Source organism: Niallia sp. HCP3S3_B10 (assembly GCF_052064465.1).
GTDB lineage: Bacteria > Bacillota > Bacilli > Bacillales > Cytobacillaceae > Niallia > Niallia hominis.
This window is the reverse complement of sequence record NZ_JBQHVO010000009.1, coordinates 22,730-34,478: the sequence shown is the minus strand read 5'-3', so window position 1 is coordinate 34,478 and position 11,749 is coordinate 22,730. Positions and strand designations below refer to the sequence as shown.

12 protein-coding genes and 1 pseudogene are annotated in these 11,749 nt (G+C 30.6%); 12 read left to right on the top strand and 1 reads right to left on the bottom strand.

Translation table 11 applies throughout. From position 1 onward, the window contains the following. Positions 1 to 237: 237 nt before the first annotated feature. Together ACTNDN_RS06735 and ACTNDN_RS06730 are read left to right on the top strand one after the other, a co-directional pair. Positions 238 to 1,416, top strand: a complete 1,179-nt coding sequence (locus tag ACTNDN_RS06735; protein ID WP_441130944.1) for a hypothetical protein — start codon at positions 238 to 240, stop codon at positions 1,414 to 1,416. Between the two features lie 58 nt (positions 1,417 to 1,474). After that, positions 1,475 to 2,641 carry a MalY/PatB family protein gene (locus ACTNDN_RS06730; protein ID WP_441130943.1) on the top strand — a complete coding sequence of 389 codons (1,167 nt, stop codon included), beginning with the start codon at positions 1,475 to 1,477 and terminating at the stop codon, positions 2,639 to 2,641. 157 nt (positions 2,642 to 2,798) lie between these two features. Here ACTNDN_RS06730 and ACTNDN_RS06725 read toward each other — a convergent pair. Next, positions 2,799 to 2,974: pseudogene (locus tag ACTNDN_RS06725) on the bottom strand (IS200/IS605 family transposase); the annotation flags it as partial. 321 nt (positions 2,975 to 3,295) lie between these two features. Here ACTNDN_RS06725 and ACTNDN_RS06720 point away from each other — a divergent pair. The 10 genes from ACTNDN_RS06720 to ACTNDN_RS06675 all read left to right on the top strand — a co-directional run bounded on the left by ACTNDN_RS06720 (position 3,296) and on the right by ACTNDN_RS06675 (position 11,621). Further along, positions 3,296 to 4,762 carry a hypothetical protein gene (locus ACTNDN_RS06720; RefSeq protein WP_441130942.1) on the top strand — a complete coding sequence of 489 codons (1,467 nt, stop codon included), beginning with the start codon at positions 3,296 to 3,298 and terminating at the stop codon, positions 4,760 to 4,762. Next, the gene (locus tag ACTNDN_RS06715) at positions 4,759 to 5,508 is read left to right on the top strand and encodes a flagella basal body P-ring formation protein FlgA (protein ID WP_144545566.1); all 750 of its coding nucleotides are present in this window, start codon (positions 4,759 to 4,761) and stop codon (positions 5,506 to 5,508) included. Before ACTNDN_RS06720 ends, ACTNDN_RS06715 begins: the two co-directional genes overlap by 4 nt. Before the next feature lie 15 nt (positions 5,509 to 5,523). Then, a complete protein-coding gene (locus ACTNDN_RS06710) occupies positions 5,524 to 6,678 on the top strand; it encodes a ParA family protein (protein ID WP_441130941.1) in 1,155 nt (384 codons plus the stop codon). Positions 6,679 to 6,693: 15 nt separating this feature from the next. Continuing rightward, entirely contained in the window at positions 6,694 to 8,232 is a 1,539-nt protein-coding gene (locus ACTNDN_RS06705) for an ATPase, T2SS/T4P/T4SS family (RefSeq protein WP_441130940.1), read from the top strand. Further along, complete coding sequence (locus ACTNDN_RS06700) at positions 8,225 to 9,205, top strand: hypothetical protein (protein WP_144545572.1); 981 nt, start codon at positions 8,225 to 8,227, stop codon at positions 9,203 to 9,205. The genes ACTNDN_RS06705 and ACTNDN_RS06700 overlap by 8 nt, the downstream gene beginning before the upstream one ends. An 18-nt stretch (positions 9,206 to 9,223) precedes the next feature. Then, a complete protein-coding gene (locus ACTNDN_RS06695; protein WP_144545574.1) occupies positions 9,224 to 10,132 on the top strand; it encodes a hypothetical protein in 909 nt (302 codons plus the stop codon). A 194-nt stretch (positions 10,133 to 10,326) separates the two neighbouring features. Further along, on the top strand, positions 10,327 to 10,482 hold the full coding sequence (locus ACTNDN_RS06690) for a hypothetical protein (RefSeq protein ID WP_162837590.1): 156 nt from the start codon (positions 10,327 to 10,329) through the stop codon (positions 10,480 to 10,482). Positions 10,483 to 10,498: 16 nt separating this feature from the next. Next, positions 10,499 to 10,675, top strand: coding sequence for a hypothetical protein (locus ACTNDN_RS06685; RefSeq protein WP_162837589.1), 177 nt, complete (start codon positions 10,499 to 10,501; stop codon positions 10,673 to 10,675). Positions 10,676 to 10,739: 64 nt separating this feature from the next. Further along, the gene (locus ACTNDN_RS06680) at positions 10,740 to 11,111 is read left to right on the top strand and encodes a hypothetical protein (protein ID WP_144545576.1); all 372 of its coding nucleotides are present in this window, start codon (positions 10,740 to 10,742) and stop codon (positions 11,109 to 11,111) included. A 9-nt stretch (positions 11,112 to 11,120) separates the two neighbouring features. After that, the gene (locus tag ACTNDN_RS06675) at positions 11,121 to 11,621 is read left to right on the top strand and encodes a peptidase M23 (protein ID WP_144545578.1); all 501 of its coding nucleotides are present in this window, start codon (positions 11,121 to 11,123) and stop codon (positions 11,619 to 11,621) included. Positions 11,622 to 11,749: the final 128 nt, after the last annotated feature.

The following is an 11,749-nucleotide window of genomic DNA, read 5'->3' as shown; positions in this document are numbered from 1 at the left end:
AAGTTTATAATTTTCTATAATTTCTTCTATATTATTAAGAAAATCAAATATGCTAAGACAAACTTGTTAAATAGAATCAATTACCATTAAATCTACTTCCATTAAATTAGCCATTTTTATTTAGTGAATAAACTACTTAGGAGAATGCTTGGAATAAAGCACTTCTCTTATTTTTATATCTAGTCAAAATATTCTTATATTAATTGTATTTTATTATATGAAGAGAGGCGTATTTGAATGAAATATTTTATTTATAAATACTCACCAAAAACAATAGGATTAACACCACAAGATAATTTAAAAGTAATAGTCCCTCGTAGTAAGGTAGAAGAATATCTTAAATTAGGTTTTAATAAAATTTCTATTATTCATTTAAAAAATCTAACCTTTTACTCACTTATTTCCTTTTTCAGAACAGAGCAAAAATTAGAATTAATTGAAGAAATTTTTACTCTTGATGAGAGTCTTATGTCAGATATTGGTTTACTTTCTTCAATTTTCACTTCTGGTATAAAAGGAACTGAATCCAAATTATTTTTTAAAGACAAATACTATATGAGATCAATTTTAAATGGAATTGTAAAACAACCAAGAATTTTTGAAGAATGGGATATCACTCAACTCCCAAAACAAGGAATAATAAAACCAAGGAGGTCTGAAGCAGGAAAGGGAGTTTTTATTTATAATACCAAAGACGCGTTACAAAAAGATTTACGTTTTTTAACAAAAGATACTGATCAAGTCTTAATTGAAGAATTAGTGGATTATGAAGTTATGTTGTCATGTGACGGAATAGTTTCTAACGGGAAATTAATATATGCTTTTGTACATGAATATATAGGAAAAATAACAGAAATCTCTGAAAAAAATATAAATATAAAACGAACCGCTTCTTATTATTGGAAAAACCCAAAAGTAATTAATGCAATCATACAAAATTCTCAAAAAGTTGTCGACTATTTAGGAGATAAAAATGATACATATCCAATTCATTTTGAATGGTTTTACTCTGAAAAGAAAAATGAATTAATCTTTTGTGAAGGAGCTTGTAGATTCGGTGGAGCAAGAATACCTTTTCTTATAGAAGATGCATTCGGTCTAAACATTCTATCGAAATATTGGGAAGTTAAGTTTAATAAAAATATAGAAAATAAGAAAGTTTTTTTTCCAAAAAATATTGCTTCTTCTTTTCTTGCTTTTAATGATGGGAAAAAACAATTAATAAATTTTAATACTGAGCTAATTAAATTGAAAGAATATAGCCAATATACTAAGATAGGTACAATTTCTGAACCTAAGAATAATTCATCAGATATAAAATTTTTGATTAGATTTACTTCTATAGATGAAGAAGAGTTTACTGAAAACATTAAAAAAATTAAACAAGAAATATTTCATATACACAGTCCTATTTAGTTATTGAATTTCATGAGTATTGTTAAAATATCTATTTTTAAGAAAGGTTGCGTTTCTTTTGTACGATTTCAATAAAATAATACCTCGAAAAAATACAAATTCAGCAAAATGGGATAGAATAATTAATAAATATGATAACCCTGAAATATTACCTTTCTGGTTAGCGGACATGGACTTATTGCCATTTCCTGAACTAATAGAAGAGATACAATATTATTCCTACAATAATATACTAGGTTATTTTGAGATACCAGATACTCTATATTCTGAAATCATTCACTGGGAATATAGACATTATTGTCATAAATTAACAAGAAATGAAATTTTTTTTTCTCCGAGCGTAGTTACTAGTATTTCTATTGCAATTCAAGCTTTTACGAAACAAGGAGAAAGTGTATTAATTAACGAACCTGTATATTCTCAATTTTCTAAAATTATACAATTAAATGAAAGAAACTTGGTCATAAACGAATTACTTAAAAAGAATTGTCGTTTTGAAATTGATATTGAGAAAATGGAACAACAGATAATATTGAATAACGTCAAACTATATATATTATGTAATCCTCATAATCCTGGAGGCCGTGTTTGGACTAAACAAGAATTAAAAAAAATTGGGGATTTATGTAAGAAGCATAAAATAATTGTGATTAGTGATGAAATTCATCAAGATCTAGTATTTAAACCGCATAAACATATTTCTTTTAGCTTAGTTGATTCAAGTTTCGATGATTTTACTATCAAGTTGACTTCAGCAACTAAGAGCTTTAATATTGCTGCCTTAAAATGTTCTATGGCATTTATTAAAAATTCTGTGCTTCGTGAAAAGTTTTTTTTTCAATCACAAAAAAACAATCTACATGAAATTAATACCCTTGGTTACATTGGAACAGAGATTGCTTACAGAAATGGTGATATTTATCTCGAAGAACTAAAAAACTATATTCAAAAAAATATAACAATTTTTTGTAATTACCTAAAAATACATTTACCAAGAATAAAATATATGTACCCAGAAGGGACATATTTAATTTGGTTAGATTTTAGTAGTTTTGGTTTAAATGATAAAGAGTTATATAACAAATTAATATTTGAAGCTCAAATAGCTTTATCTCCTGGAGTTAGTTTTGGAAACCAAGGACAAAATCATATGAGATTTAACGTTGCTTGTCCGAGAAAATTACTTATGGAAGGTCTATATAGATTGAAAGAAGTTTTTAGTTAAGGAGGCGGTGCGACATAATCCTCTTTTATGGTGAATCAAAACCACCAGTTAACACTGGTGGTTTGTTATGCGGCTGAAAGTCTCTCTTCCCGTCCTCTGCCCTAAAGGCTCCCCTTCTGCACCACATTCACTCACCAATTCTAAAGAATTTCTTTACTTACTTCCGATTTTTCTCTCCAGTGAATGGATCAATTTCTTCAAACAACGTTAGCTGATCAGCAATGTAGTCTTCTTTTAGCTGGTTTCTTATATATTCGTGTATTTTTTTTATTCTCCCACAGAATCAATGTACAAACCACGACACCAAAATTTCCGATTTCCGTAGCGATATTTTTAAAATTCAGTTCCCATGAACATTGACCATTCTCATTTGCCTCCAGAATAAATAGCTTAACTTAATTTAACTTTCTATCTTATCAGTGCTTTTTATTAATTCACTTGCTTCTTTACTAGTAACATGATACTATAATTTTAAAGATTGAATCGTCGTCAATCTTTCTCTTTTAAATGTAAATGTCTTCTAGGATTCTAGAAGACTTTCATACCGAAAATACGCAAATTAATATAATGACTAACGGGAAGCACCCGAATGTAAGACAATTCTTTGTAATTGCCTTGTGTTCGGGTGTTTTTTTGTTTTAAAGGAGTTTTAGTATGACAAAGAAGGTTCTTATAGCGGTAGGTGATAAAACCTATACCAAGATTTTAATTGAGACCTTTTCAAAGTATCCTGAAGATTTCACTTTAAGTAAACAAGAAATTTTACATCGAAAATATCTCTATGAAATTGTTAAAGAAGAAACTCCTTCAATACTAATTGTGCATGATACTTATTTAGAATCCATGCAAGAAAATCAAAAAGATAAAGATATTGAGCTGTTAAGTATTATAAAACTACTCCGACTTGATTTCGACGACGCATTAAGAATTGTTTTCCTATGCGAACGATCAAGCAATGATCCGCTTCTTTCTCGACTAGTTAGTATGGGAGTACTTGATATATTCAATACCCAAAGAATAGATATTGAACAATTTATAAACCAGTTAAAAGGGAAAGTCTCATTCGCAGAAGTAGCACGTTTTATCAATAACTCTCTTAGTATCGATGGTGAAGTGATTCCCTCTCTACTGGAAGAAGATTCGGAAGAGGAATCTGTTAACGAAGATGAGAACGGTAAAACACACAAAGAAAAAAACACTAAAGAAAAAACTATCGTACAAAGAATCGTTCAAAAAAATGTCATAAAAAGGGAATACTCAATTCACGTACATAATGCACCCAGTGAAAAAGTAGTAGGTGTTCCAGTTAGGAAGAAAACTATCCTTGTAGGTAGCTTTTACCAACGCAATGGTACAACATTTATTTCACATATATTAGCTCGTAGCATAGCAAATTACCAAGTTAGCACTTTATATGTGGAAGATCCCTTGCTAAATCCCTATACATATGACCGTTTTTATGGCCATGAATTTGCTCCAAATTACGTAAATAAGTGGAGTGCACAACAAGAGAATACTTCAGATATTCAAACAGAGTGGTTTCGTGATGGTGTTGAACTTATATGTCATAATCCCACTTTAAGTGAGGAACCAGTAGGAATTAGCTTTGAGGATTATATAAAGTTACTCTACACTAATTCATCACTTGTAACGATTATTGATGTTGGTAGCAACTTAGACAATGAGGTAGTCACTGATTTATTAGAGATAGCAGATCATCTATTCATTGTTCTTGACTCAGATGTCACCCAACTTCAAGGGCTTGGTGAAAATCCACTATTCTCTAGCCTTATCGAATCTGAGAAAACACATATCATTGGTAATCGTTTCAATGAAAAAATAAAGAAAAATCCCTTAATTCAAGATTTATTTAAAGATAAATTAATCTCTATAATTCCCTCTTTTGAAGATGAAGATGTATATGAAGCACAGTATCAAGGGATATTCCTTAACGACTATAAGGATTATAAAAGCAAAGTAAATGAACTTTTGGTACCTATATTAGAACTTTTACTTCCTAATAAACTCTTGAAAACTAAAGCAAGCGGGATATTAAACAAACTCTTCAATAGAAAAATTAAGATAGAAAAAACGAATCCAGGAGGTAATCAAAACGAATGAATTTCTTTAAAAGACCTTCCATCAAAATAATCAGCGGTCTATTGGTAGGTGTATCAGCTATCGGTTTAACCTTATTCTATGATCAATTTTTACGAGTACGAATTGATTCAACAGAGGTTGTAGTGATTAAGCCCTCTTCTGAAATATTAAAAAATGAACCTATTACAGAAGATAAGATACTGATAGAACGTAGACCTAAACAAACTTTAATGAATGACGTCATCCTACCTGCAGAAGTGGATGAAATTATTGGATTAGATGCTAATCAGATTATCCAAGGGAATTCACTTCTTACTAAAACAATGATAGATTACGACGAACTTTTACCAAATGAAGAGGAAGGCGAGGCTATTCGCCCTATAACAAAAGAAATGATTTATGCAATGCCTGGTTCTTTAAGAAGAAAAGATACCGTTAATATTTATTTGATTTATAACGATGGAACTACAAATTTAAATAAAAATGGTCCATCTACTTCTAGCTCTGAGGATACAAAAGAACAGATCGAAAAAATATCTAATTCAATGGAAAGTGAACCGTTCTTAAAATCAATAAAGGTTGTTTATGTAAAAGATTCGAGTAATAAAGAGGTAATCTCATCATCAGAAAACAACAAAGAGGATAAACGACTTAATGCTACTTCAAGCATAAGTGATTTGGAGATTATTTTAAATGAAGAGGACTTTAAAAAGTTAATGAACGAAGTGCTCGGTAAAGGAGCAAAATTATATATAACTTATCAATAGGGAGAAGGACATGTAATGGAAATATTAATTTTTAGTCAAAACTCTATCTACAAAGAACTAATTGACAAAATGGACAACCTCCATGCTCATATGGGCAATATTGATTATTCAAATAAGGAAAAAATTGACGCTGTTTTATTAGATGGAGATTCATTTGACATCAATAACATAGGAGTAGTTAGAGAGAAATATCCCTCTATTCCCATGTATTTTAAGCCTACTCAAATCAAGAGTGAACAATTTACTAAGACAATTACAAGACTATGTGCAGCATATAAAGTAACCCTTATTCATGAATATTCTACAGAACTTCAAGTAGTTGAATACTGTATCAATAACCTAACGAATAAAGATGATTATTTATCAAAGAGAATCATTGGCATATTTGGCACACATAATGGTGCTGGTGTTTCCTCTACCACTTTAAATTTAGGAAGAGCATTATCACTCAAAGTAAAAGAAAAGGTTTTAGTTTTGAGTTTAAATAGTTGGGATCCAGCCGATTATTTTTACTTGTATCAAGGTCAATATTTAAATGATTTGAAAGTAGATCTCAATGTCAAAAATTTAACGATAAACAGGTTATCCGAAGCTATTTATTATCATGATTCCTTTTATCATTTGGCCGGCAACCGCGATATTAAAATGCAAAGATTTTATAAATCTTATGAAATTGAACATTTGATTCAAACAGCTCAACAGTTATTTGATGTAATTTTAATCGATGCAGGCACTCACTTTGATTCTGCACTAGCAGCACAAGCTTACTTAAGTAGTAATATGAAATTTCTTGTTACTAATCAAGAAGAGAAAGGCTATAAAGGATATTATCCTTATCTATACCAACAAATAATTGAACCTTCTGGTGGGAAAAATGATGATTTTATGCTTGTTATCAATAAATTCCAACCTGCGAATGCATTAATAAGCGAAAAAAAACTTGAGGAAGAACTAAATATGAATCGAGTTGTCACAATACCAGATATGAAGGAGCTAGGATCCATTGCTACTTTTGAGAAAAAATTACTATACGATTTTTCAGATAGTAGCTATAACAAGCCAATAGATGTTTTAGCTAATGTAATAATTGCTGAAGCTAAATTAACAGAGAAAGAAGATACGAAGGAGCACAAAGAAAAGAAAGGATTTTTATCTATATTTAACCGGTAATAAGGAGGCGAAAAAATGACTTTAAATGCAGTTAAAAATGATACAGAACAATCATTAGGATTAGAAAGTGAGTTTGAGCCTTCCCAATGGTTATCTAAAACTATTGAGGAAAAAGGGTTAAAAAAAGATTTTGTAACTACCTATGAAAGAAAAAAGACATTTCGTTTAATTTGTAACCAAGTTAAAGAAGAGCTACAAAGTATCATAATAGCTGAATCTGTAGAAAATGATCAATCTTCCTCTTTAATAAACGATGATTCAAATAGTGATTATGTTTGGTTAAACAGACAGCACCAAGCAGTTATTGGTGACAAACAAGCTATATCTTACTTTATAACAAAAATAAACGAAGTCTTACAAAAAGAGAATATTACGTCCGATGAATATCCCTCTTTTTATGATTCTTTACCAGAAGCTATTTTCCATGAAGTATGGGGCGTAAGTATTCTACATAAATGGGATAAGGAACCTAATAGTGAATCAGCTGTTATCAGAGGGACAGAATTATGGATCGATAAAAATGGTTATTTTCAAAAACAACCAGAAGAATTTGAAAGTACAGCAGTAGTAAATCGTATAAAAAAAGCTTTTCAAATAAGAACAAAAGAAGCACTGATTAATGAGCAGCAACCAGAACTGGAAATAGAACGAGAAGATGGTTCGCGAATCACCATGATGATGAAGCCTAGAACTAAACTAGACATTATAGTATTTAGACGATTTGTTATTAAAAATAACAGTTTAGAAGAACAAGCAAGATTAGGAACAATCCCACAAGATGATATTCCTTTTTATCGAGCCTTATCAAGAAGCATGGCTAACACCATTTTTGCTGGAAGAGTTCGATCTGCAAAAACAACTTTTATGAAGTCTATGATACGCGAAAGACCACCTGAATACACAATTGCAGTATTAGAAAAACATTTTGAATTAAATCTAACCGAGGATTTAAAAGATCGTTTAATTTATGAAGTTCAGGCCACAGAAGGAGACCTACATCATGCCGTACCAAGACTTCTTCGTATGGAACATGACTATATTACTGTTGGGGAAATTCGTTCTCTAGAAACTGAGGGTTACTTACAAGCTTGTGAAAGAGGAGAACGCGGTGCCTTTTCTACTTATCATTTAACAGCCGTTAAAAATATCGTTGCTCAGATTACCCGACATTTATTAGATGAATTTCCCAATCGGAAATTTGATAACGAACAAGAGAGGGTAGCGAGAAATATTGACTTGGTCATTTCCCTGAGCGCTGAAAGAGATAGAAGAAAGAAAAGGGTTATCGGTGTAACAGAAATTATATGGGATGAAATCGAAAAGAAACCAAAAGAACAAGATCTCGTTCGCTACCACCCAATAAGCAGACAATACTATTATTCTTCTAACATAAGTAAGGAACTTTTATATCTAATGGCTGAAGAAAGTGTAGAGGATACTAAAATTCTATTAAATCATCTAAAGAAGAAAGAAAAACTTTTTCCAATGAGCGAATACGAGAGACAAAAAGATAATATTCTTAATGATTTATTAGATGGTGCTTTAAATGAATAATTTTCAATGGCTTTGGCAAGCTGGTATCAATTACGTTCTCTATTCCATCTTTATCGTTTCTGGGCTTTATATTTCCTATCAGATTATGATGGATTCAGTCAAAATAAAGTATCAAGAAGTTAATTATAAGTACCGAATAAGAAGAATCAAAAGTGGTAATGCTTCACCAGAATCTCATACCTATAAGCACCCTTTTTTTAAACACATAAGCTTATTAATAAGAACTACAAGTGATCATCGTAGTGACAATGATACTGGTGTATTTCTCTTATTCACCACTTTACTTGGTTTGACTAGTTTCGCTTTTATCTTTTATTTAATAAAAGATTTTGTTATCGCCCTACTATTCGGGTTACTTCTGATGACCGTACCATATTTAATATTAAGGATAAAATTAAACAAATTGAGATATGTCATGAGTACAGAATTTCTAAGTATGGTTCAGAAACTAACCCAAGCCTATAGTGTTAATAAATATGATATTTATTACGCTTTAAGTGCCATGCAAAACGAAATACAGAATAAGAGTTTAAGAAAAGTAACAGTTCGCTTAATTACTGATCTTCAGTTATCTCGAAATGAACAAGAACTGAAAGATAGCATTCAAGTTTTCACTTATACTACTGGAACCAATTGGTCCAAAAGATTAGGAAGTATTATTTTAAAAGGCTATATGTATAAAGAAAACGTATTACATTCTCTCTTAGTTCTAACAAAACAAATAGAGGATACAGAAGAAATGTTAGAAGAAGAACAATCTCAGACTGTTGAATCTATTTATGATGGATTCCTAACGGTTCCATTGTTTATCGGCTCACTATTATTAGGTTATTTTACAAGTGGAGCACAGGATTGGTTTAAGCTTCAATTTGGAGAAAAATGGACATTATTTACCTTTTGCCTTTCCGTAGTAGGGACTGTTTTTTCACTAATAATTTCAATTTATTTAAAACATCCTAAAAACGACCTATAAGGAAAGGAGTCAAATATTATGGAATCAGAAGTTCTATTATTTAAATACATAGATGTATTTAAATACCTGGTAGTAATTGTTCTGTCTTTTACTTCAGGATATTTAGTGTATTTGGGAATGAATTCAACATCTGAAAGAATGCAACACCGTTTACGGTTTAAAAGCAATTTGCAAAAAAATAAGAACTCTATTTTAGGACTTGCTAAGAATTCTAAAGCCGAGGAATGGTTTAAACAAGCAAAGTATCCATTAGGACTAAATGGTATTAAATACTATTTAATTCTATATTCAGTAACAGCATTTTTAGTTCTTTATTACATTGTTTTTCCGGTTTTATTAGGGAATATGGATTATCTTGCACCAAAGGCTGGTGTTATATTACTTCTATTTGTTTTCGCTCTTCCTAGTAATCCTATTTCGTTATTTGTTTATATCATGAAAAGAACCATTGACTATCAAACATCGAAATTACATTCAGAGATTTTTATGCTCTATGATTTAATCATTAACGAAATAGAAATGATGACTGTCCATCGTCTTAATACTTATAGTATTTTGCAAAATATAAAGCCATTTTTCTATTTGCTACAAAAACCGTTAACGGAATTACTAAGTTCATGGACTAGTGATGGACCAAGTAAAGCATTAGAACAATTTTCTAAACACTTAGATTCTAAACCCAGCGAGGCGCTAATCGGAGTTTTACAAAATCTAGACAGTATGAAAAGAGAGACCGCACTTGAACAGTTAAATGGAATGCATGGAACATTTGCAAAAAAACAAGTTGAAAATTACAGAAGAAAAAGAAAAATAACAACAGATCTATTAAAAATTCCTATCAAAGCTACACATTTTATTCATATATTAAACTTTGTACTTGTAGTAGTAATGATGGTAATAGCTATATTAGATAAATCTCAAATGTAAAGGTGGAATCTATTATTCTTTTAAGGAGGTGACCAACAATAAATACGTCGCTAAGTACTTTCATGAAAATCGCCATTACAGCCATTGTGATAAGTACATTTATTTTTGTAGCTTTGTATCAGGAATTATCTGGTTTCTCTGATTCTATGGCTCTATATACTGCAAAAAGCGGTGGATAACGAGGGGATATTATTATGAATAAATCACTATTAACATTTATGATGATGGCAGCAATTGTATCCATTATGACTTATTTAATTTTAGGAACCTCATTTAATGCTTATAAAGCAAAAAACAATCAGCATCAAGATATGCTTCAAAATGAACATCAAATAAAAATCAAATTGTAAAAGGGGAAATTTAAAAATGAACACAACTTTAGCTCAATTCTTAAAAATCGGACTTACAGTAGTTACAATTAGCGCATTCTTATTCTTCATTGGCTACAATCTAGTAGGTTCAAATACTACTACTTATTCTGCAAAAATTAACGGAGCACAAAGCAACCTTCCTACTGGTGCTGGTGTATCTAGTAATAATTAAAAGATCAACATTTACAGTCAAAGGAGTTTACCGCTCCTTTGATTTTTTCAAAGGGGTGTTCTAAATGGCAAGAACGTTAGCCGAATGGATGGTATTGTTTATTACAGTAAACCTTATATTCACACCAATATTAGCATCAATTGATAGTATGCATCGTGAAGCAATTGAAGTTACTTTAACTGAAGGAGCAAAAAAAGCATCTATTGAGGGAAGATTAACACCAGAAATTATTAAGGAAATGAAAAAAACTCTTGTAGAGGGTTATAACTTTGACGAATCTAAAATTAACATCACAGGAACATCTAAATTAACCCCTCGAAACGAATATATAGAAGCTACTATCGAAGTGCCACGAACTTTTATATTTATTCTTAATATATTCAACCAAGGTCCTAGAACTATTTCAAAAAGCACCAAAATCTTAAGCGAATATTAGGAGTATATAATGAGTACAACATTAAGAACTTTATTATTTGCACTACTTTTTGCACTAATTATGCAATTACAGCTTAATTTAGATACAGACAAAACCGCTTCTAGACAATTAAAGAACTCTTTAGAATTAGCAGTTCATGATGCTGGTCTTGCGATTAGTCCAGCTGCATTATCTGAAGGAAAGATAATCTTTGATAAAGAAAAGTCATTAGAAAATCTTAAAAATAGTTTAAATAATAATTTAAAACTTAAAAGTTCTCAGGGCTATGTTTATACACCTACCGCAAACTCTTTTTTTCAAAAAGAATTGTACTTAGTTCATCTAGAATTTATTGATGATAGTATATCCAGGACCTATCCGTTTGTATATTATAACGATAACTATCAGGTATTTGAAAACGTAGAAGGTCCTTGTGTAATTGCCATCGTAACTACTGAAAGCCCCCGCTGGTTTAAAGGAGATCTTGCAATGATACGACAAGCAGCGGTTTATGAGTATAAAAATAAATAATAGGATAAAAGAACCATGCTAATTGTATGGTTTTTTCTTTTAATAATTCCAAAATTATCCGATATAAACAGTGAACATGGTTAAAACAACCAATTTTTTTACTTTTATAATGAAATTATCTTAAGAAC

What these genes read in the sequence shown, in the direction of transcription:
- ACTNDN_RS06735 (WP_441130944.1), top strand. Translation starts at nt 238, where the DNA reads ATGAAATATTTTATTTATAAATACTCACCAAAAACAATAGGATTAACA.
- ACTNDN_RS06720 (WP_441130942.1), top strand. Translation starts at nt 3,296, where the DNA reads ATGACAAAGAAGGTTCTTATAGCGGTAGGTGATAAAACCTATACCAAG.
- ACTNDN_RS06715 (WP_144545566.1), top strand. Translation starts at nt 4,759, where the DNA reads ATGAATTTCTTTAAAAGACCTTCCATCAAAATAATCAGCGGTCTATTG.
- ACTNDN_RS06710 (WP_441130941.1), top strand. Translation starts at nt 5,524, where the DNA reads ATGGAAATATTAATTTTTAGTCAAAACTCTATCTACAAAGAACTAATT.
- ACTNDN_RS06705 (WP_441130940.1), top strand. Translation starts at nt 6,694, where the DNA reads ATGACTTTAAATGCAGTTAAAAATGATACAGAACAATCATTAGGATTA.
- ACTNDN_RS06700 (WP_144545572.1), top strand. Translation starts at nt 8,225, where the DNA reads ATGAATAATTTTCAATGGCTTTGGCAAGCTGGTATCAATTACGTTCTC.
- ACTNDN_RS06695 (WP_144545574.1), top strand. Translation starts at nt 9,224, where the DNA reads ATGGAATCAGAAGTTCTATTATTTAAATACATAGATGTATTTAAATAC.
- ACTNDN_RS06690 (WP_162837590.1), top strand. Translation starts at nt 10,327, where the DNA reads ATGAATAAATCACTATTAACATTTATGATGATGGCAGCAATTGTATCC.
- ACTNDN_RS06685 (WP_162837589.1), top strand. Translation starts at nt 10,499, where the DNA reads ATGAACACAACTTTAGCTCAATTCTTAAAAATCGGACTTACAGTAGTT.
- ACTNDN_RS06680 (WP_144545576.1), top strand. Translation starts at nt 10,740, where the DNA reads ATGGCAAGAACGTTAGCCGAATGGATGGTATTGTTTATTACAGTAAAC.
- ACTNDN_RS06675 (WP_144545578.1), top strand. Translation starts at nt 11,121, where the DNA reads ATGAGTACAACATTAAGAACTTTATTATTTGCACTACTTTTTGCACTA.